At 57.5% G+C, this 19,504-nt stretch carries 18 protein-coding genes; 9 read left to right on the top strand and 9 right to left on the bottom strand.

Annotated features, from left to right (window positions below; all coding sequences use genetic code 11):
* Window positions 1–43: 43 nt before the first annotated feature.
* Window positions 44–1,384, bottom strand: coding sequence for a DEAD/DEAH box helicase (locus SynBIOSE41_RS11825; protein WP_370594237.1), 1,341 nt, complete (start codon window positions 1,382–1,384; stop codon window positions 44–46).
* Between SynBIOSE41_RS11825 and SynBIOSE41_RS18410 the strand changes: the two genes are divergently transcribed.
* Both SynBIOSE41_RS18410 and SynBIOSE41_RS11820 read left to right on the top strand, forming a co-directional pair.
* Window positions 1,295–1,501 carry a hypothetical protein gene (locus tag SynBIOSE41_RS18410; protein WP_369813444.1) on the top strand — a complete coding sequence of 69 codons (207 nt, stop codon included), beginning with the start codon at window positions 1,295–1,297 and terminating at the stop codon, window positions 1,499–1,501. The genes SynBIOSE41_RS11825 and SynBIOSE41_RS18410 overlap by 90 nt on opposite strands.
* A gap of 78 nt (window positions 1,502–1,579) precedes the next feature.
* Window positions 1,580–1,756, top strand: coding sequence for a hypothetical protein (locus SynBIOSE41_RS11820; protein WP_186538050.1), 177 nt, complete (start codon window positions 1,580–1,582; stop codon window positions 1,754–1,756).
* Window positions 1,757–1,785: 29 nt separating this feature from the next.
* Here SynBIOSE41_RS11820 and SynBIOSE41_RS11815 read toward each other — a convergent pair whose 3' ends face one another.
* Window positions 1,786–2,364: an EF-1 guanine nucleotide exchange domain-containing protein gene (locus tag SynBIOSE41_RS11815; RefSeq protein ID WP_186538049.1), complete on the bottom strand. Its 579-nt coding sequence runs from the start codon at window positions 2,362–2,364 to the stop codon at window positions 1,786–1,788.
* Between the two features lie 144 nt (window positions 2,365–2,508).
* On the opposite strand from SynBIOSE41_RS11815, the gene SynBIOSE41_RS11810 reads away from it, so the two are divergent.
* Genes SynBIOSE41_RS11810 through SynBIOSE41_RS11795 form a run of 4 tightly spaced genes read left to right on the top strand, consistent with a single transcriptional unit; the run spans window position 2,509 to window position 6,574 of the window.
* A complete protein-coding gene (locus SynBIOSE41_RS11810; protein ID WP_255475737.1) occupies window positions 2,509–3,627 on the top strand; it encodes a Re/Si-specific NAD(P)(+) transhydrogenase subunit alpha in 1,119 nt (372 codons plus the stop codon).
* The gene (locus SynBIOSE41_RS11805) at window positions 3,627–3,971 is read left to right on the top strand and encodes an NAD(P) transhydrogenase subunit alpha (protein ID WP_370594124.1); all 345 of its coding nucleotides are present in this window, start codon (window positions 3,627–3,629) and stop codon (window positions 3,969–3,971) included. The genes SynBIOSE41_RS11810 and SynBIOSE41_RS11805 overlap by 1 nt, the downstream gene beginning before the upstream one ends.
* Window positions 3,971–5,392, top strand: coding sequence for an NAD(P)(+) transhydrogenase (Re/Si-specific) subunit beta (locus SynBIOSE41_RS11800; protein ID WP_186538047.1), 1,422 nt, complete (start codon window positions 3,971–3,973; stop codon window positions 5,390–5,392). The genes SynBIOSE41_RS11805 and SynBIOSE41_RS11800 overlap by 1 nt, the downstream gene beginning before the upstream one ends.
* A 24-nt stretch (window positions 5,393–5,416) precedes the next feature.
* Entirely contained in the window at window positions 5,417–6,574 is a 1,158-nt protein-coding gene (locus SynBIOSE41_RS11795) for a YheT family hydrolase (protein WP_186538046.1), read from the top strand.
* Here SynBIOSE41_RS11795 and SynBIOSE41_RS11790 read toward each other — a convergent pair.
* Together SynBIOSE41_RS11790 and SynBIOSE41_RS11785 are read right to left on the bottom strand one after the other, a co-directional pair.
* Window positions 6,552–6,896, bottom strand: a complete 345-nt coding sequence (locus SynBIOSE41_RS11790; protein ID WP_066910025.1) for a ferredoxin — start codon at window positions 6,894–6,896, stop codon at window positions 6,552–6,554. The two genes, SynBIOSE41_RS11795 and SynBIOSE41_RS11790, sit on opposite strands and share 23 nt — an antisense overlap.
* Window positions 6,893–8,146 (bottom strand): 1-deoxy-D-xylulose-5-phosphate reductoisomerase, encoded by a 1,254-nt coding sequence (locus tag SynBIOSE41_RS11785; RefSeq protein ID WP_186541158.1) that lies wholly within the window; start codon window positions 8,144–8,146, stop codon window positions 6,893–6,895. Before SynBIOSE41_RS11785 ends, SynBIOSE41_RS11790 begins: the two co-directional genes overlap by 4 nt.
* A gap of 82 nt (window positions 8,147–8,228) precedes the next feature.
* Between SynBIOSE41_RS11785 and SynBIOSE41_RS11780 the strand changes: the two genes are divergently transcribed.
* Window positions 8,229–9,569 (top strand): sodium-dependent transporter, encoded by a 1,341-nt coding sequence (locus tag SynBIOSE41_RS11780; RefSeq protein ID WP_186541156.1) that lies wholly within the window; start codon window positions 8,229–8,231, stop codon window positions 9,567–9,569.
* A 35-nt stretch (window positions 9,570–9,604) separates the two neighbouring features.
* Here the strand turns inward: SynBIOSE41_RS11780 and SynBIOSE41_RS11775 are convergent, their stop codons facing one another.
* On the bottom strand, window positions 9,605–10,024 hold the full coding sequence (locus SynBIOSE41_RS11775) for a DUF2721 domain-containing protein (RefSeq protein ID WP_066910023.1): 420 nt from the start codon (window positions 10,022–10,024) through the stop codon (window positions 9,605–9,607).
* Window positions 10,025–10,106: 82 nt separating this feature from the next.
* On the opposite strand from SynBIOSE41_RS11775, the gene SynBIOSE41_RS11770 reads away from it, so the two are divergent.
* A complete protein-coding gene (locus SynBIOSE41_RS11770; RefSeq protein ID WP_186541154.1) occupies window positions 10,107–10,346 on the top strand; it encodes a hypothetical protein in 240 nt (79 codons plus the stop codon).
* Here SynBIOSE41_RS11770 and cysS read toward each other — a convergent pair whose 3' ends face one another.
* The 4 genes from cysS to SynBIOSE41_RS11750 all read right to left on the bottom strand — a co-directional run bounded on the left by cysS (window position 10,347) and on the right by SynBIOSE41_RS11750 (window position 17,093).
* A complete protein-coding gene (gene cysS / locus SynBIOSE41_RS11765) occupies window positions 10,347–11,843 on the bottom strand; it encodes a cysteine--tRNA ligase (RefSeq protein WP_186541152.1) in 1,497 nt (498 codons plus the stop codon).
* 215 nt (window positions 11,844–12,058) lie between these two features.
* Entirely contained in the window at window positions 12,059–12,445 is a 387-nt protein-coding gene (locus tag SynBIOSE41_RS11760; RefSeq protein WP_186538045.1) for a hypothetical protein, read from the bottom strand.
* Between the two features lie 436 nt (window positions 12,446–12,881).
* Window positions 12,882–15,893: a DNA polymerase I gene (gene polA, locus SynBIOSE41_RS11755; protein WP_186538044.1), complete on the bottom strand. Its 3,012-nt coding sequence runs from the start codon at window positions 15,891–15,893 to the stop codon at window positions 12,882–12,884.
* Window positions 15,894–15,917: 24 nt separating this feature from the next.
* Window positions 15,918–17,093 (bottom strand): efflux RND transporter periplasmic adaptor subunit, encoded by a 1,176-nt coding sequence (locus SynBIOSE41_RS11750; protein WP_186538043.1) that lies wholly within the window; start codon window positions 17,091–17,093, stop codon window positions 15,918–15,920.
* Between the two features lie 100 nt (window positions 17,094–17,193).
* On the opposite strand from SynBIOSE41_RS11750, the gene ychF reads away from it, so the two are divergent.
* Window positions 17,194–18,285, top strand: coding sequence for a redox-regulated ATPase YchF (gene ychF, locus SynBIOSE41_RS11745; protein WP_186538042.1), 1,092 nt, complete (start codon window positions 17,194–17,196; stop codon window positions 18,283–18,285).
* The last annotated feature ends 1,219 nt before the right edge of the window (window positions 18,286–19,504 follow it).

The following is a 19,504-nucleotide window of genomic DNA, read 5'->3' as shown; positions in this document are numbered from 1 at the left end:
GGATTTCGCAGAATGTCGCATTTTTTCTTGGGAAAGAATGTTTTCAACGCTGCAAAAATCCGGGTAACTGCGGAGTGCGCATCCTGATCAAAGCGCCTGCACCGTCCTCAATCGCTTCCATCGGCAGCGACGGGCCTCGCCAGTTACCTCCCAAATTGCTGTCGTTGTCGTCTGCGCTTTGCGGAGCTGCAATGCGGTAGGGCTCAGACAGAGACCAACTGCGGGCGTATTGCATCAGCAATGGATCCGCAGGAGCAAACACGTAGGACGGCTCTCGTGGCACCGCTTCCAGTGAGGCCCTATCCCCGCACATGCGCACGGCTCTCGTGATGCCCTGAACGAAACGACTGCGAGTCACAACCGTGGTCAGATAAGCGACCACCCTGAGTCGTGAGGCGTCGAATCCTTCCGCACACATATCAATGCTCACCAGCCAGTCGGCATCACCGCTCTGAAATCCATTGAGGCGTTCTGATGCTCCTGGATCCTGGGAATGCACCAGATCCACCCGGTCGCCTTCCTCCTCAAGCAGCAGGGTGATGCTGCGTGCGTGCTCAATATCGCGGGCGATCACCAGCCCGCCGGCACGTGGGTGACGTTTGCGAACGCTGGTGAGCTTGGTTCGGGCTCTTAGCAGCAGCAATTGGGCAATGCTGCTGCTGTCGGAAAGCCGAATCGCACGGCGCAGATTCCGAGCTCTCCAGCTTTCCCTCTGTTCCGCTGACAGTGGGGAAATCTCCCGGTCAGGCAGTCCTTCCTGGCCGTGTTCCACCCAGCCGTCCTGGAAACGAAATTCCAGCGGACGAACATCGCCAGCTTCGATCAGTTCTCTCGGTTCCACCGAGAGATCCGGATGGATCTGCTCCACGAGCTGGCCTGCTTCCTCCACCCGCACCCGTCTGGCGGCACAGAACGCGAGGTTGTCGGCGCGGAACGGTGTTCCTGTTAAGCCGAGTCGCAGACGGGCATGGCTACTGAGCTCAAGAAACGTTCGCCCCCACACAGGTCCGTCGGGTTCATCGGGGTCAACTCCCAGGTGATGCGCTTCGTCGGCGATGGCCAGCAGCAGTTCCTGGTTCCAGTGCTCGAGTTCGGCTTTCAGAGACTCCTGCTGACGCCCTGCACCCTGATAGCTGAGCAGCCAACCGTCGGCGGCTTCTGAGGCGCTCTTAGGCCCGTTCCAGAGCTCAAGCTGCAGGCCCAGCAGGGCTGCAGCACCCTGCCACTGGCTGAGAATCGAGGTGCGATGACAGAAAATCAGAGCGCGTTGAAGCCTGCCCTCCGACTGCATCACTTGGAAGGACAGCAAGGCGCCAAGAGTCTTGCCAGCGCCTGGACCGGCATGAATCAGAACATCACGTGCAGCGGCCGTGCCTGGATCCAGCCGTCTGCGCAGCAGCTGAATCAGCTGCTGCTGCCATTGCCTGGGCCGAATCGCCCGGGATGGAAGCGAGGCACCAAGAGCGAAGGACGGTGTGTTGATGGTGGCAGGGAAAGATAGGTCTTTCTAACCATTCCAATCGGTTGCGCCACCCTTAACTTCCGACCATCAGCCCCTGGGGTTCGGCCCCCTGCCGCCATGGCCAGAAGCCTTCTCCGCTACTCGTCCAGTCCTGATTCCCGCCGCTGTCTTGAGCGTTGCTGGTCCCTGGAGTGCGACCTTGACCCGCTGATTCTTCAGGCGCGCCTGCTCCATGGTCAGGGCCTTCGTCCGCAGGCACTGGCTGTCGAAGAGGAGCTTCAGCCGATTTTCTGAAGCTCCTTGCCCAGATCTGAACGAAGCCCTCAGAGTGATTCGGTGTGATTGCAGAGCAACCGCTCCACTTCTATCAAGCCCTCTGAAGCGGCCTTCTGAGCCCGATCAACCTGACCGCCTGCTGGTTCGATGATTCTGGCTGTCAGGCGATCCATCAGTTCAGCTCTGTTGTTCTCCAGAAGTGTCAGGATCTCCTTCTCGATCAAGTGCCGCACGGCTTCCGCACGCAGATGGTCGTCTGAGGCTTCATCGAACGTCCCCTGGACGAGCTCCTGGATGAACAGGCGATGCACCTCACTGCTGCGCAGAAAGCTTTCGGTGGCGTTGATGATTCCGTCCACCAGGGTGCGATCGGGCTCCGAATCCAGTTCCCTGAGCTTGAACTCCCAGTCGAGATGACGTCGCTGCCAGCCCGCTGCATGCAGGCTTGGCATCACGGTCTGGGAGAACGTGTCCACCGACATTTCATAGATGCGTTCCGCCAGGCGCTCGCACCATTCACGGCCGTGTTCAGCCAGGAGGTGTTCCATTGTGATGCGGTCCACGGCATGACCGCCGTGGTGGCTGTGGCAGACGCCATCAGGGCATTCGATTGCGGTGAGTCCCATGCTCTTGCAGACAGGACCCTCTCCCTAGCTACAGGCTTGAAGCTCAAACCGCTTCTTCAGGAAAGATGCAGGCCCCTCAACCCGTGACCTCGTAATCTCGACTGGGTCGGCGGCATCACGATCTTGCCCATACTGTTGATCCCGGTGGAGACCGCAGCGGGCGAAACCCGCGTTGCGGCCTCACCGGAAACCGTCAAGAAATTCACTGCACTCGGCTGCAGGGTCATCCTTGAGAAGGGTGCTGGACAGACATCCGGCTATCTGGATCAGGCCTATGCCGAGGCTGGAGCAGAACTGGTGCCCAACGGGGACAGCACGGCCTGGTCTCAGGCTGATGTTTTGCTCTGTGTTCAGCCACCCGCTGAGAATGCCCTCACTCAGCTCCGTCATGGAGCTCTGGTGGTGGGTCTTCTTGCTCCCTACGCGAACGCTGAGCTGGCGGCGGCTCTGCAGAAGTCGGGTCTTTCGGCCATGGCCCTTGAACTGCTTCCTCGCATCAGCCGTGCTCAGTCCGCCGATGCGTTGTCGTCGCAGGCCAACATCGCCGGCTACAAGTCGGTGCTCCTTGCTTCGGCAGCACTGGACCGTTATTTCCCGATGCTGATGACGGCTGCCGGCACCGTGCAGCCGGCTCGTGTTGTGATTCTTGGGGCCGGAGTAGCCGGCCTGCAGGCGGTTGCCACGGCAAGGAGGCTTGGTGCTGTCGTTTATGTCAGCGACATCCGCCCGGCTGTAAAGGAACAGGTGGAATCGCTTGGAGCCCGTTTCATCGATCCCCCTGAGATGGAGGACAAGCCTGCGGAATCCGGAGGCTATGCGAAGCAGGCCTCCGACGCTTTTCTCGCGGCGCAACGCCAGCAGCTCTCCGACCAGCTGGCGGAGGCGGATGTGGCCATCTGCACAGCTCAGGTTCCAGGTCGTCGTGCTCCACGGCTGATCAGTGAGGACATGCTGGATCGCATGCGTCCAGGAGCCGTCGTTGTGGATTTGGCGGTTGCCCAGGGAGGTAATTGCGCCGACACTGTTCCCGCTGAGACCATTGATCGCAATGGCGTGAAGCTGATCGGTGCCAACGATCTGCCCTGCACGGTTCCCAATCACGCCAGTGCGATGTACGCCCGCAATTTGCTGGCTTTGCTTCAACCGACCCTGAAGGATGGTCAGCTCACTCTCGACAGCGAGGACGAGCTGATCGCCGGATGCCTGATCAGTCAGGACGGCACCATCCGCCGCGGAGACGTTCTCACCCCTGGAGCCAACTGATGGATTCCCTTGTTCTCATGGGTGCGGCCACTGCCTCCCAAACCCCACCTCTGGTGAATGCCCTCTGGGTCCTGCTGCTCGGAAGCCTGCTCGGCTTCGAATTGATCGGCAAGGTCCCCCCAACGCTGCACACACCCTTGATGAGCGGAGCCAATGCCATCTCCGGCATCACGATGCTGGCCGCACTCACCGCGATCATCAAGGCGGATGGGAGCACCCCACTCCTGGTTCTCGGCTCGGTCTCGCTTGGCTTCGCCCTCTTCAACGTGATCGGTGGCTTCCTGGTCACTGACCGCATGCTCGCCATGTTCAGCCGCAAGCCAGCCCGCAAGGAGAACAGCTGATGGAGTTCCTGAACTACGCCATCGATCTCGTTGCCGTTCTGCTGCTGGCACTCGGCATCAAAGGTCTTTCCAAGGTGCGCTCTGCGCGGAGTGCCAATCAGCTCGCCGCGGTTGCCATGGCACTCGCTGTCATTGGCCTTCTGATCAGTTATCTGGGCACCCCAAGCTTCGATGGACAGGCCTGGTCCTGGATCATCGTCGGCTCACTTGTCGGTGGAGTGCTGGGTGCGATCACAGCCCAGCGGGTGCCCATGACCTCCATGCCCGAAACCGTGGCGCTGTTCAACGGCTGTGGCGGCATGTCATCGCTGTTGGTGGCTCTGGCCGCGGCACTGTTCCCCGGAACACTCGATGACGGCACGCTCGTGGCGGTTGTGTCGATTGTGATCTCCGTCTTTGTTGGCTCCATCACCTTCACAGGCTCGATCGTGGCGATGGCCAAGCTGCAGGGCTGGCTCTCAACGCCTCCCTGGATGCAAAGCAAGATCCGCCATCTGGTGAACATCGCTCTGGCCGTTGTTTGTCTTGTGGCTGCGATCAAGCTGATCGCTTCCGATGGCAGCAGTCAGGCCGGGTTGTGGTTGTTGATGATCGCCTCAGGCTTGCTCGGTATCGGCGTCACCCTGCCGATCGGCGGCGCAGACATGCCTGTTGTGATCTCTCTGCTGAACAGCTATTCAGGTGTGGCCGCAGCCGCAGCCGGTTTTGTTGTGGGAAGCCAGCTTCTGATCGTGGCGGGTGCCATGGTCGGCGCCGCTGGTCTGATCCTCACCCAGGTGATGTGCAACGGCATGAATCGCTCACTGGTCTCGGTGCTGTTTGGTGGAGCTCTGGGAGCCGGGTCCTCCTCGGGCGGTGGCGGTGGTGAATACACCAACATCACCAGCTGCAGCGTTGAGGAGTGTGCGCTCACCCTTGAAGCGGCTGAGCGGGTGGTGATTGTGCCCGGCTACGGGCTGGCGGTGGCCCAGGCTCAGCACACGCTCAGGGAGGTCACCCGTTCCTTGGAAGGCGCTGGGATTCAGGTTGATTACGCCATTCATCCCGTGGCTGGGCGGATGCCGGGTCATATGAATGTGTTGCTCGCGGAAGCTGATGTGCCCTACGAGCAGCTCAAGGAAATGGACATCATCAATCCTGATTTCCCTGCCACGGATGTGGTTCTGGTGCTGGGGGCGAATGATGTCGTCAATCCCCAGGCCAAGAACGACCCAGACTCACCTCTCTATGGCATGCCGGTGCTTGATGTGCAGCAGGCCCGCACGGTCTTTGTCGTGAAACGCGGCATGAGCGCTGGTTATTCCGGGATCAAGAACGATCTCTTTGAGCTGGCCAACACGTCGATGGTGTTTGGTGATGCCAAGAAAGTTCTTGGTGATCTGCTCGGTGAGCTGAAGGAGCTCGGTGTTGGTAAGAAGTGATCAGATCGGTCTGAACGGCCTTTGATGGGTTTCCATTCCCGCCTTCAGCACAACCCCCAGTTGCTCGGGCAGCTGGGGGTTGTCACGTATCAACAGCGCTGGCCATGGGTCGGCGGCGACCTGCAAACCCTGCGCGACACGATTAGGCCGGTACCTTTGCCCGAGGACCAGGGAGAGCCGATTCGGATTGCTGTGCCTGCCCTGACCAGTGGCGCAGCAGCAGCCGGGGAGTTGCTGGCCTTTCTGGATCGTCCCCTGCCCACATCTGCGGGTGATCCCGTCACCCCAAGAGCGCTTGTTCTGGCCCTTCATGGTCTAGGGGGTTCCAGCCGTCGGGAGGGCCTACGCCGTCTGGGCCTCACCCTGCAGAGGCAGGGGTTTGCGGTGCTGAGGCTCAATCTGCGGGGAGCGGACCCCGGTAGAGATCTGGCCGGTGGCACCTACGCCGCTGCCTGCAACAGCGATCTGCTGCCAGCAGTCGCGCGTGCCCGTGAGCTTTGCCGGCAGCTGGCCCCATCCACTTCTGTCTTGCCCCTGTTCGGTGCTGGGGTTTCTCTAGGCGGCACGATGCTGCTCAATGGTTGCCTGGCCAGCCCTGAGCAGAGGGCTAAAGCCGGCCTTCCCTCTGACCAGTTGGTGCTCGATGGATTGTTCTGTGCCAGCAGCCCCCTGGATCTGGCGGCCTGCAGTGCCTCGATCGAACGACCGCGCAACCGTGTGTACCAGCGATGGCTGCTGCAACGCCTGGTAAGACAAACACTGGCAGACCCCTTCGGCGTGAGCCCGCAGGAGGATGAATCGCTGACCCAAACCCCTCCGCGGTCGATCCGCGCCTTTGATGCAGCGGTCACGGCTCCCCGCTGGGGGTTCGATTCTGTGGATGCCTACTACTCACGGGCATCTCCTTTGCCGTTTCTGATCGATGACCGCCGTTCGTTGCCGCCCACCCTGCTGCTTCAGGCTCTCGATGATCCCTGGGTGCCAGCTGATGCAGCCGGGCGTTTGCTTTCAGCCCTCACCTCGCAGCCGGCTGCTCAGCGTGAGCCTGTATCTGTCCTTCTCACTGAGAGAGGCGGACATAACGGCTTCCACGCTCCCGGCGACAGCCTGGAGAGCGGATGCTGGTCCGATCGTGTGGCTTCAGCCTGGCTGAGCCAACTCAGCGCTGATGTCGATCGCTGAATGGGCTCCGGCGGATCACCCAGTCTTCACAGGGACGGCCACCGATCACATGCTCTTCGAGGATGCGTCTGATCCGTTCGGGTGTGACACCGCCGTACCAAATTCCATCAGGCCAGATCAGCAGCACAGGACCCTGTTGATCACAGGATCTCAGGCAGTCAGCCTTGCTGCGCAGAACAACGCCCTCCGGCCTGTCCGGTTTCTCCAGTGCCAGTTCTCGCACGCCAAGTTTCAATGCCTCCCAGCTGGCTGCGCCCAGCGTCGGATCACAGCATTTGGCCTTGGTGGCCGTTGCACAGAGCAGCAGGTGGTGACTGATCACGCCGCCATGGCAGTGAGCGGTAGACGGCGTGTGCCCCGATCAACCTGTTCGCGCACGGCGATACGGGCCCACTGATCCACAGCCAGCACATCATCCAGTTGCGGCTGGTCGGTCCGGTCGGATTGGTGGCGCTCGCAGACTGTTTCGATCAGGTCGGGAATGTCGAGGAAATGAATCCGCTCTTCCAGAAACTGGGCCACCGCTTCTTCATTCGCGGCATTGAGCACAGCCGGCATGGTTCCGCCGGCCCTGCCGGCGGCGTAGGCCAGTTGCATGCAGGGGTATTTAGCGGGATCAGGTTCGTTGAAGGTGAGTTGCCCGACTTCGGTGAGATTGAGGCGACGCCAGGGGGTCTCCAGCCGTGAAGGCCAACTCATGCAGTAGAGGATCGGCAGCTTCATGTCGGGCCATCCCAGCTGCGCCAGGACCGAGGAGTCAGCCAGCTCGATCATCGAGTGAATGATGCTCTGCGGGTGAATGACGATTTCGATGTGGTCGTAGTCGAGCCCGAACAGATAGTGGGCTTCGATCACCTCAAGCCCTTTGTTCATCAGCGAAGCTGAGTCAACGGTGATCTTTCTGCCCATGCTCCAGTTGGGATGGGAGGTGGCATCGGCTACTGAGGCTTTCTCCAGATCGGCGGCGGCCCAGTCCCGGAAGGCACCACCTGAGGCCGTGAGCTGGATCCTGCGTAGGCCCGGAGTCGGAACACCCGTGGAAAGACGGGCATTGTCGGCCCAGGGTGTGCCCTGCAGGCACTGGAAGATGGCGGAGTGTTCCGAATCAGCTGGCAGGAGCCGGCTGCCGCTTTTCTTGAGTTCCGGCAGCACAACAGGCCCTGCCGCGATCAGGGTTTCCTTGTTGGCCAGTGCCAGGTCCTTGCCGGCCCGGATGGCCGCCAGGGTTGGAAGCAGGCCTGCACAGCCGACAATGCCTGTCACCACCAGGTCTGCCGTGTCCCAGGAGGCCGCAACGTTCAGACCTCCGGGACCTCCCACCAGTTCCGGTTGCCGCTGAGGCTGTTGATCTGCGGGGAGCGAGTTCAGCCGTTCCTCCAGTCCCTTGAGCAGAGAGTCATCAGCAAGGGCCACCACCTCGGGGCTGTGTCGCTGGATCTGCTCCACGAGCAGGGGCAGGTTGCGACCGGCTGTCAGCGCTACCACACGGAACTGGTCCGGGAAGTCCTGAACGATTTCGAGAGTTTGAGTACCAATTGAGCCGGTGGAGCCCAGCACGCTGATGGCTTTCACGCGGATCCTGGCAGTTGCAACCATCCTCCCACTTCAATTCCAGGCCCTGGCAAACTTCGGCCAACGCACTGTGTTCACGGTCATGGCGGCAGCGCAGAAGGAGCACTGGGGGTCGGGGCTGGGATTTGTCCTGGCGGCAGCGGGCAGTGCAGTGGGCCTGGGCAATCTCTGGGGATTCGCCTACAGGGCCTCCCAGGGAGGAGGAGGCAGTTTTGTTCTTCTCTACGTATTGATCGTTGCGGTCATCTGTTTACCGGTGCTTGTGGCTGAGATGGTGCTGGGTCGCAACACCGGTCGCAGCCCCCTGCTGGCTCCGGCCCAGGCGGCTGGCCGCGACTGGCAACCGATGGGTTGGTTGTTCGTGGTCGCCTCCTGCGGAATCCTGGCCTTCTATGCCGTGCTGATGGGCTGGACCGCTCAGACCCTGATCCATGCCCTCAATGTGGGGCTTCCCCAGAACATGGAGGGCGCCCAGCTGTTTTTCGACGGCATCAGTGGCGGCAACAGTGCGTTGGCTGGGCAGGCCGTCAGCCTGCTGCTGACTGCTCTCGTGGTGTCGGCAGGGGTGCAGGCCGGTATCGAACGACTGTCGCGCTGGGCACTACCGCTTCTCTTTCTGCTGTTGGTGGCCCTTGCGATCTGGGCCAGCACGCTGCCTGGAGCCATGGATGGTTACAGGACCTTCCTGCTGCGCTGGGATGGCAGGGAACTGATGAACATCACCACCATCCGCAATGCCTTCAGTCAGGCCTTCTTCTCGATTGGCACCGGCATCGGTTCGATCATGGCGTATTCGGCTTATCTCAACCGCAAGGCTCCCGTTCCTCAGGAAGCTGTCTCAGTGGTGGGGCTGGACACCGCGGTGGGTCTTCTGGCGGGCATGCTCACATTCCCAGTGGTGATCAGCTTCGGGCTGGGGGATGCCGTCAGTGAGTCCACAATCGGCACGATTTTTCTCGCTCTGCCAACAGGACTGGCATCCATCGGTGCGACTGGCCGAATCGTGGCTGTGGCTTTTTTCTTCCTGGCCTACCTCGCTGCGATCACGTCGTCGGTGTCGCTGCTGGAGGTCCCGGTGGCGTCGCTGATGGATCGCTGCAACTGGAGCCGGAGCAAGGCGACCTGGATCAGCTCTGCTGTGATTTTTGTGCTGGGTCTTCCTGCCGCCACGAATCTCCAGGTGCTTGGGGCGATGGATGCTCTGTTCGGTGGTGTGCTGCTCATCGCCGGTGGATTGCTGATTGCTGTGTTGATGGGATGGGTTGTGCCCCAGACCTTCCTCGATGACCTCAAAGACAGCTCAGTCACTCAATCATCCACCAGCGGTCTGATCCTGTTTTTTCTGCGCTGGATTTCACCGGTTGTGATCGCTGTCGGTCTTTTGATCAGCGTGGTGGATCTGATCCGCAACTGGACTGGTTAAGGCTGAGCACCAGGCTTTGATTCGTTCCAGCCTTTTCAGAACAGTCGATTGATGTGGACGGAGGCCATGCGCACCTCTCGCAGAAAACAGATCGAAGCCGACATCACCAACAGCATCGCCGAGATGAACAGGGGAACCACCACAAGTGTGAGGTTGATGCGGCTGATCACGCTGAAGAACATCACAACAACCACAGCTGAGATCAGCAGGGTTGCAGCAGTGAGCAGTTCGATTGCACGGATCGTGAGCTGCATGCGCCTGCGGTAAGTCCACTGCTCTCGTTCATCGATCGTCTCGCCGGCATCGAGGCTTGTTTTGGTTTTGCGCGCATTGTCAACAATCCTCGCGAGGCGACCGGAGATCACATTCATCAATGCACCGATGCCTGCCAGCAGAAACACCGGAGCGACTGAAAGCTGAATCGCTTTGGACAGGCTCTCGGGTTCCAGTTCCATGGGCATCACACCTGTCCTGGCGAACCCTAGGGCTCATGCCACAGAAATCCGGTAGACAGGTGCCTGAATGCACTCCATCACGATGCTCTGGCTCAAGCGCTGGAATTTCATCGAAAGGGCCAGGCTTGAACGGGAGCTCTGGGATGCCTTTGAGGCCAAGCAGGACCCTGAGGCGAAGCTTGAACAACTCAAGAGCTGGGTCGATGCTGCTGACCCTGCTGAACCCACCCTGGCCGAACAGCGCTTCAGGCTTGAGGTCTGGACCACCACTCTGGCGCGAATCCGCAAGATCGAAGCGATGATGGCTTCAAAAGAGCGCTGATCAACAGCGACGCCACTCGGTGATGCCTCCAGGCTTGTCGATCAATTCAATCCCCTGACCAGTGAGTTCTGCTCGGATTCGGTCGGCTTCAGCAAAATCCTTGGCCTGTTTAGCCGCTTTGCGGGCAGCGATCGCCGCTTCGACGGCGGCGCTGTCGTTTGATGCCGCATCGGATCCCTCCATGGCTTTCAGCGGCTCGTAGAGCAGTCCCAGCACTGCTGCGAGCTCACGCAGCAACAGCCAGCGCTGATGCATGGTCTTCAGCTCATCGCGCTCGCTCACTGGTTCTCCACGTTCCAGTCGGTTGGCCAGCGACTTCAGCGGTTTGGCCAGCTCAAACAGCACCGCGAGACCTCCTGAGCTGTTGAGGTCCTGATCCATGGCCTCGGTGAAGCGGTCGCGCGCAGCACTTAAGACCTCATCCACTGCCAAGTTCTGTGCATGCATGGCACCGGATGGAAGCGCTTCTGCTCCGGGCCAGCCCAGCTGATCCGAGCATTGACTGCCAAGGCCAAGAGCAGCATTAAGGCCTTTCCATCCCGTGCTTGCCGCCTCCAGAGCTTCCGCAGTGAAATCGAGTGGCTTGCGATAGTGCGCCTGGAGCACAAAGAGTCTCAGAGTCATCGCTGAAACGCCGCTGTCGAGCAGCGCGCGGATGGTTGTGAAGTTGCCGAGCGACTTCGACATTTTCGTGCCGCCGACATTCACCATGCCGTTGTGCATCCAAACCCGGGCTAGCTGAGCTTCATTGGCTGTTTCTGACTGTGCAATTTCATTTTCATGGTGCGGAAAGACAAGATCACCTCCGCCGAGATGGATATCAATTGTGGTGCCGAATTCTTCGCGAACCATGGCGGAGCATTCGATGTGCCAGCCGGGTCGTCCTCGTCCCCAGGGTGATTCCCAGCCTGGTTCTCCGTCTTTGGTTTTTTTCCAGAGAGCGAAATCAAAGGGATGTCGCTTGCGTTCTTCTTCTCCTTCCTTCATGCGGCCACTGGCACCCTGTTGCTGCTCGTTGGGATCCCTTCCACTGAGTTGCCCATAATTCTTTGCTTTGGAAATATCGAAATACACGTCACCGTCAGAACTGTAGGCCGCTCCTTTGGTTTCAAGTTCGCCAATCAGAGTTTGAATGCCCGGGATGCAACATGTTGCCCGTGGCATTTTGTCTGCAGGCAGAATGTTTAGTCGAGCCATGTCGATTTCAAAGGCTTTAATATTTTTTTTGCTAACCTCCTCCATTGTTGATCCTTCGGAGTTGGCTTTATTTAATATTTTGTCGTCGATATCTGTGTAGTTCTGCACGAAGGTAACGGCGTAATCACGCCAGATGAGATAACGCCGTAATACATCCCAGTTGATGTAACTGCGCGCATGCCCAAGATGGCAGAGGTCGTAAACGGTGACTCCACAGCAGTAGATCGTCGCTTTGCCGGCCTCCAGCGGTTCGAAGTTTTCGGTGCGATTGCTCAGGCTGTTAGTGAGGCGCAGTGGCAAAGGTCTGATCAGGCTCTCCAAGGAGGTTACGGCCCGCCCACTCCTGGATCAGCCATGAATTGCCTGGTTTCTGACCTGTTGTTACCGATCTGTTGTCTTCGCTGCCCCTGATCGGTTCTAGCGGAAGTTGATGGCCTGCTGGTTGCCCTCCTGTGTGACTTGCGGCTTGAACGGCCGCATCACTTCTCACTGAAGGTTGTTGTTGCTTCTGATCCCTACGTTGGTTTGAAACCATTCCACGATTTTCGATGCACTATTTTCAGCAGCCTTTCCAGAACTGAACGTTTTGGCTCATTCTCTGTAAGGCCACTGATTTGCATCAGGTATTCGTGCTGGCTCCCATTCCCTCGTTGTCTTGAGCAGATCACTGTCACGTCGTCGTACCCAATGGGGAACTCATTGTTGAGTGGAACGTTGAGGATCCATTCGGCAACAAACAGCAGGAAGTCGCAGATGACCGGATTGATGTATTCCTCTCCTTCAGCCAGGTCCCCACAGGCAACCATCTGTTCTTTGCTTTGAGGCGTATACGTGACGAATGAGAAAAAGGAAGGTGCACCGGTTGGCTGAAGGTGCAGCCCGTAAAAAGCTCTACGGCTCATGACACTCCGCTGGATCGTGAGTTCGGCTCATCGCTCGCTCGATGATGAGTTTTGGCGTGCGGATCGGCACAGGCGTCAGCACAAAGGGATTTCGGCTTCCAGTCGGTATGAAGTCTGTTGGTGAATGGTTTCATTGGTTTGTTCATCGCTCGCTATCAAAAAGGACTATTGCTGCCGTGGTTATTTTTGTTTTTCTGGAGCGATGTCGAATGTAAAAAAGGTTTCATCACAACCCTTGTGCCAATCGCCTGACTGTCTCTAGAGTGACTTTGTTGGACCCTCGGCTCAGGTGGATGATGCATCCAGACTGGATGGGCGTAATTGCTCTATCAACAATCATTATCTCTGTCACTGTGATTGGATATCGCGAGGGTCATTCGATACTGAAGCGCCGCGCTTGAGCATCCCTTCCCCTTTGCGGGTGATTCGCTCACTGTTATTTCGCGTCCATCCAGTTGGTGCCGATGCCGGTTTCAGCAACTAGTGGCACGCTCAGGCTGACAGCGTTTTCCATGGTGTTGACGACAAGTTTTTGAATCGGTTCCAGAGCATCTGGATCCACTTCAAGCACCAGTTCATCGTGCACCTGCAGAAGCAGTCGTGCCGGCAGTGCCTGCTGCTCGATGGCTGCCTGAAGCTGGATCATGGCCAGTTTGATGATGTCGGCACTGGATCCCTGAATCGGTGCGTTTGCGGCGGCGCGCAACTGCTGAGCCTCCATTCCGCCCCGACGAGCGACATCCAGATCGATGTCCATGGGCTCCTTGCCAAGTAAGCGCCCCAGGCCGTTGCGATCAAAGTGGAAGGGACGACGTCGACCCATGATCGTTTCCACGTAACCGCGACTGAGGGCCAGCCGCTCCTGCAATTCCAAAAAGGAAAAGACCTTGGGATATCGCTCCCGGTAACGCAGCAGGAACTCCTTGGCCTCCGCTTGGTTGACCCCGGTTTCCCGAGCGAAGCGCTGGGCACCCATTCCGTAGATCACACCGAAATTGATCGTCTTGCCCAGGCGCCGTTCATCGCTGTCAACCTCCTCCTTGTCGAGCAGAAGTCGTGCTGTCAGGGCATGCACGTCATCTCCCTCCCGGTAGGCCTTTTGCAGCACGTCCTCGCCGGAGAGGTGGGTGAGGATGCGCAACTCAATCTGGGAATAATCCGCGCTGAGCAGCGTCCAGTTCTCCTGCGGCAGGAATGCCTTGCGGATGCGGCGGCTGTAGTCCGTGCGGATGGGAATGTTTTGCAGGTTGGGATTACTGCTGCTCAGTCGACCGGTGGCCGTCACCGCTTGATTGAAATCGGTGTGCACCCTGCCTGTTTCCGCTTCCACCAGCTGAGGCAGAGCATCCACATAGGTGCTCTTGAGCTTGCTCAGCACGCGGTGCTCCAGAACCAACGGCACCACAGGGTGATCAGCCTCGAGTTTTTCCAGCACAGTGGCATCCGTGCTGTAGCCGGTTTTTGTCCTGCGGGATTTCTTGCGGTCGAGCCCCAGGGTGTTGAACAGCAGTTCGCCGAGTTGCTTGGGAGAGGCGAGGTTCAAGTCGGTTCCTGCAGCCTCTTTGGCTTGCTTTTCCAGGCGCTGCAGGATGTCCCCCATCTCTGTTGACAGTGCATTGAGGTAGGGCAGGTCAATGCGGATGCCGGTGGCTTCCATCAGAGCCAGCACCGGTTCCAGCGGCAGTTCCACATTGTCCAAAAGGCTGGGGAGCTTCTCTCCTGCTGCTTGCAGTTGCTCACGAAGATCGATGGCCAGTCGGCGCGTGAGATGAACGTCCATGCCGCAATACAACGCGGCCTGGTTAAGGTCCACTTCTGCGAAGCAGCTCGCTTTTCCTTCCTTCGGCTTGCCCACCAGATCACTGAACAGGGTGGGAGTGATTCCATACATGCGTGTTGCCATGGCGTCCAGGCCGTGCTTGCCGGCTGCATCTCTGAGGTAATCGGCCAGCAGGGTGTCCATGGCAACTCCTGACAACGGCAAGCCATGGCGCAACAGAATCAGGCGGTCATATTTCGCGTTCTGCAAAGCCTTGGGGTGCTCTGGGCTTGCCAGCCAGGGAGCCATCTGTTCCAGCACTGTCTCGAGTGGGAGCTGCACCAGTGGCTGCTCGGGTTTCAGCGTTGGTTCCGCCGTGGCACGATGCCCAACAGGGATGTAGGCAAGATCGGCATCACCGGGCCCCCAGCACACACCGATGCCCACCAGCTGCGCCTTGAAGGGATTGAGGTCACTGGTCTCCGTGTCGAGCGCGACCGGAGCAGTGGGATCGGTGCAGGACTGCAAGCGTTGCATCAGGTCTTGCAGACCCTTGTCGCTGTTGATCAGATTTGGCTTTAAGTCAGGTTGGGTGGAGGCGGCATTCCGGTCTGGAGCGTCAGTGGAATCAAGCTCCGTTGCTGCTGAAATCTTCGACGTTTCGGGTTGCCCGGAGTCATCTGAAACCTTGGTCTCGAGTAGGTGGGCATTGGCCGTTAGACCGCCTGGAGAGAAGGTGGCGATGAAACCCGGAACCTGGCGCACCAGACTGTTGAGCTCAAGATCTTTGAGCTGTGCTTCCAGACCTTCACCGTCCACAGGGCCAAGTTCGAGTGCGGGTTCTTCAGGCAGTGGGATGTCGACCAGGATTTCGGCCAATCGCCTTGAGAGATAAGCGTTGTCACGGTCGGAGCTGAGTTTGCCCTTCAGAGCCCCTTTGACAGCACCTCTGCTGGCCTTGGGGCCTTCCGCCTCGACTTCGGCAAGAACCTTGTAAACACCATCAAGGTCCAAGTTTTCTTTCAGCAGATTGATGGCGGTTTTCGGGCCGACGCCTTTCACTCCAGGAATGTTGTCTGAGCTGTCTCCGGTGAGGGCCTTCAGGTCCACCACCTTGTCGGGCATCACCCCGAGCTTTCCCTCAACACCGGCCTCATCAATCAGCGTGGGGCCGCTGCTCTTGGCGTAGGGACCGCCGCCCATGTACATCACGGCAATGTCTCGCTTGTCGTCCACCAGCTGGAACAGATCGCGGTCCCCGCTCAGGATTCTCACCCGCCATCCAGACGACGCGGCTCTGTTGGCCAGGGTGCCGAGCACGTCGTCGGCTTCGTAACCCGGGGCCAGGCACAGCGGCAGCTGCAGTTGATTGCGCAGGATCAGCTGCAGCTGATCCAGGTCCTGAAAAAACACGTCCGGTGCCACATCCCGGTGCGCCTTGTAATTGGGATCGGCCTTATGGCGGAAAGTGGGTTCCGCGGTGTCAAAGGCGATCGCCACACCCTCGGGTTTCAGTCCCTTGCAGTTGTCCAGTAGTGCCTTGAGAAATCCATAGGTCACGCTCGTGGGACGGCCATCCTTCGTGGCCAGTCCCCCCTCACCGCCCTTGCTGAAGGCGTAGAAACTGCGGAAAGCCAAAGAATGGCCATCCACCAGCAGCAGCAGGGGTTTCTCCTTTGTTTCGGGCATGGATGAAGGGAGGTCCTGGCTCGGTCAGTCGCGCTGTTTCGCCCAGGGCGGCATGTCAATGAACACGCGTGTGCCGGGCTTCACACCGGAGAGAATGGCACTCTTGTCGCCGCTGCTGGCACCGAGCTGCACAGGCTGGAAGGTGGGCTCATCGTTTTTTCCAACCAGCAGAACGCCTGACTGCCCTTGTTCAGTCACGATTGCCACTGTTGGCACCAGTGTGTTTGCGGTGGTGCGTCCGGTCTGGAAATTCACATCCGCGGTCATGCCGAAACGCAGGGTCGGTGGCGGATCAATCAGCGTGAGTTCCACTTCAAATGAGGTCACGTTGTCGGTTTTGAGTGCACGCGGAGCGATGTCGCGCACCCTCGCAGGGAAGAGCTGATCAGGGAAGGCATCCACGCGAACAGTGGCATCCTGACCAATACGAATGCGGCCGATGTCGCTCTCAGGCACCTTGGCCGCAGCTTCCAGGCCTTCGGAAAGCTCAACAAGTGAAGAGCTTGTGGCGCCGGCATTGGTTGAAGCCGCTGTGGTGGGAGTGACAAAGGATCCAGGTTCGGCGAAGCGTTCCGTAATGACCCCGCTGAAAGGAGCCCGGATCAGCAGGTCACTGCCTTCAACGTTGCGTTGTTCAATGCGCTCTCGAGCTGCGGTCAGAGCTTCCTTGCTGCTGATGAAGGCTGCTCGGAAGCTATCCAGGTCTGATTCGCTGATGGCTCCCACATCCACCAGCTGCCGGTTGCGCAAATATTCGGCCCGCTTGGCTTCATAGTCCGCCTTGGCCTGTCGCTCGAGTGCGGCAAGTTCATCCATTCGGTCCTTGAGGTCACCGGCCCTCATACGGGCCAGGACCTGACCTTTGGTCACGACATCGCCTTCGTCGACGTACAGCGCTTTCACCAAACCACTATTCGTTGGGCTCACGTTCACCCGTCGGATGGCTTCCAGAGCGCCGCTGGCCGTGATCACGCCGGGCAGAGACCCCCGTTCCGCCGCCACGGTGTACTCACTCAACTGTCGCGAACGATCAGACCCTGGACCTTGGCTCCAGATAACTCCACCTGCCGCTGCCAGGACGGTGGCAACACCAGCACCGATCAAGCGACGCCGCCTGCGTTTCAGACCACTCAGGCGGGTGAGCGCACGCAGGGCTTCGGGTGTTGCCCCTGCAGGGGACTGGCTTTTTTGGCTGCCCATGGCCCCTTCAACATTATTCATAACCATTGTCGCCCGTGAACGTTCAAATCGTGTTTCGACCATCCGATGCCGAGACGCGCCTGCCGATAGATTTCCCGCCATGCTCAAAGCCGGAATCGTTGGTTTACCCAATGTGGGTAAGTCCACTCTCTTCAATGCCCTTGTGGCCAATGCCCAGGCCCAGGCAGCCAATTTCCCCTTCTGCACCATCGAACCGAATGTCGGGACGGTGTCTGTTCCGGACGCTCGGCTGGAGCAGCTGACTGATCTGAGCAGCAGCGCCGAAACCATTCCCACAAGGATGGAATTCGTTGATATCGCCGGTCTGGTGAAGGGAGCCAGTCAGGGTGAAGGGCTGGGCAACAAGTTTCTGGCCAACATCCGTGAAGTGGACGCCATTGTTCATGTGGTTCGTTGCTTCGAGGATGACGACGTCATTCACGTCTCCGGTTCCGTTGGCCCCGTTCGCGATGCTGAGGTGATCAACCTTGAACTCGGGCTTTCAGATCTCACTCAGATTGAAAAGCGTCGCGAACGGCTGAAGAAGCAGATGCGGACAAGCAAGGAGGCCCAGACAGAGGATGCGGCGCTTGAACGGGTTCAGGCTGTGCTCGAGCAAGGCGGCGCTGCGAGCAGTGTTGAGCTGAGCGACGAAGAAGCTTTGATGGTCAAACCACTTGGGCTCTTAACGGCCAAGCCAATCATTTACGCCACCAATGTGAGTGAAGACGACCTCGCTGCAGGCAATCGATTCTGCGAGGATGTGGTTGCTCTGGCGGCAAAGGAGGGCGCTGAAACCGTGCGCATCTCTGCTCAGGTGGAAGCGGAACTGGTTGAGCTCGGAGCTGATGAGTGCAAGGACTATCTCGATGGACTGGGTGTCAGCGAAGGTGGCCTGAAAAGTCTGATTCGTGCCACTTACCGTTTACTGGGGTTGCGCACCTATTTCACGACTGGTGAAAAGGAAACACGAGCCTGGACATTCAGGGCTGGGATGACTGCTCCTCAGGCGGCAGGGGTGATCCATACTGATTTCGAGCGAGGATTCATTCGTGCTCAGACCATCGGTTGCGAGAAATTGCTTGAAGCAGGATCGCTGGTAGAAGCTCGTAATAAAGGATGGCTACGCAGTGAGGGCAAAGAGTATGAAGTAGAGGAAGGCGACGTGATGGAGTTTTTGTTTAATGTGTAACTATTCAGTCAGGAAGGCTGATCACACTGTCTACTGAATTGGTGGAATCAATTCTGATTACTAGTCTAAGAAATTTCTAAGAGAATATAAAGGCAATTTGAAGAAAGAAACACAAAGCCCTTGGCAAGATAAAAACATGATATTTAATTAATAACAAATTCAATTTATTATTGCTATAGCAGGTATTGTTTTTGTTGGAGAATCTCGAAAGCAAAAGTATGCGATGGCAATTCTCGATTTTGGTGGCCAGTAGCTGGTGCGACATGCGGAATTATTGGAATAATGCTTGCTTGGATTTACGCTGGTAAGAACAAGGTAATATTCCGTGGCAATTTAGTACTCAAGTCGGTTGGAGTGGTATTTGCTTTCGTCCTCGCTTTTGGGAATTTAATAGTTGATGAAACAGCTCCGAAAGTAGCCAAGAGTAGTCGAAGCGTAACCAGAAAAAGATCATTAGATGGATTTGAATTTAAGACAGGCTGGGGAAGTGAAGGAGATAATCTTGGCAGGTGTGTGTCTAGAGCAAAAAGGAGACTAAAAGAACCTGATTCCTTTAAGTATGACAGCCACTATTTATCAAGCGCCAGCATCACTGTAAAATACAGGGCAAAAAATTCATTTGGCGCTTACGTGCCAGAAACACATATTTGCGGTGGGTAAGATATCAATCTAACTAAATATATAACTAATGCGTGGCTTTGTTATTGGTTGTGGTATCACGACACTAACTACAAACAGCTGACACGCTGGCAATATAGGAAGCAGGTTCAAGTTTGATTTAGTTATGCGTTGCCCTAAGGCTTTCACCTCTGATATATATCAGAACTTGGATAATTTCATGTCAACGTATTCACTGCTATTTTAAATGTATTTTTCCAAGCTGCTCTTGAAGTATTCTCAGAATATTCTTTTCGAGCTTCTTTTTGATTAATCCAATACTGAATTTCCTTCTTCTTGTGATATGCACTCAAATCATCACTATCTACGTTTTCGCAATATTCTTTATACCGCTCAATAGCCTTGTCAAGCTCTTCTTGCGTGAAACGGACAATTCCGGGATCTCATTCGCGAGCATCAAGAATATTTTAAAATATCTCAATTACGTCAAAGGCATTATCGCCTTTGTTCATGTTCCCTAGACAGTCAACTTCATGTGTAATCGCAAATAGCCCATGAAGCTTTCGTTCGGATTCATATTCATATCGCTTCCCGCTATTTA

This window comes from Synechococcus sp. BIOS-E4-1 (assembly GCF_014279995.1).
GTDB lineage: Bacteria > Cyanobacteriota > Cyanobacteriia > PCC-6307 > Cyanobiaceae > Synechococcus_C.
The sequence above is the reverse complement of the archived record's forward strand: the minus strand, read 5'-3'. Positions and strand labels throughout refer to the sequence as shown.

Bases quoted from the DNA above. Each gene is read 5' to 3' on its own strand.
- SynBIOSE41_RS11820 (WP_186538050.1), top strand. From the start codon at position 1,580: ATGGCCAGAAGCCTTCTCCGCTACTCGTCCAGTCCTGATTCCCGCCGC.
- SynBIOSE41_RS11815 (WP_186538049.1), bottom strand. From the start codon at position 2,364: ATGGGACTCACCGCAATCGAATGCCCTGATGGCGTCTGCCACAGCCAC.
- SynBIOSE41_RS11805 (WP_370594124.1), top strand. From the start codon at position 3,627: ATGGATTCCCTTGTTCTCATGGGTGCGGCCACTGCCTCCCAAACCCCA.
- SynBIOSE41_RS11800 (WP_186538047.1), top strand. From the start codon at position 3,971: ATGGAGTTCCTGAACTACGCCATCGATCTCGTTGCCGTTCTGCTGCTG.
- SynBIOSE41_RS11795 (WP_186538046.1), top strand. From the start codon at position 5,417: ATGGGTTTCCATTCCCGCCTTCAGCACAACCCCCAGTTGCTCGGGCAG.
- SynBIOSE41_RS11780 (WP_186541156.1), top strand. From the start codon at position 8,229: ATGGCGGCAGCGCAGAAGGAGCACTGGGGGTCGGGGCTGGGATTTGTC.
- SynBIOSE41_RS11775 (WP_066910023.1), bottom strand. From the start codon at position 10,024: ATGGAACTGGAACCCGAGAGCCTGTCCAAAGCGATTCAGCTTTCAGTC.
- SynBIOSE41_RS11770 (WP_186541154.1), top strand. From the start codon at position 10,107: ATGCTCTGGCTCAAGCGCTGGAATTTCATCGAAAGGGCCAGGCTTGAA.
- SynBIOSE41_RS11760 (WP_186538045.1), bottom strand. From the start codon at position 12,445: ATGAGCCGTAGAGCTTTTTACGGGCTGCACCTTCAGCCAACCGGTGCA.
- polA (WP_186538044.1), bottom strand. From the start codon at position 15,893: ATGCCCGAAACAAAGGAGAAACCCCTGCTGCTGCTGGTGGATGGCCAT.
- SynBIOSE41_RS11750 (WP_186538043.1), bottom strand. From the start codon at position 17,093: ATGGGCAGCCAAAAAAGCCAGTCCCCTGCAGGGGCAACACCCGAAGCC.
- ychF (WP_186538042.1), top strand. From the start codon at position 17,194: ATGCTCAAAGCCGGAATCGTTGGTTTACCCAATGTGGGTAAGTCCACT.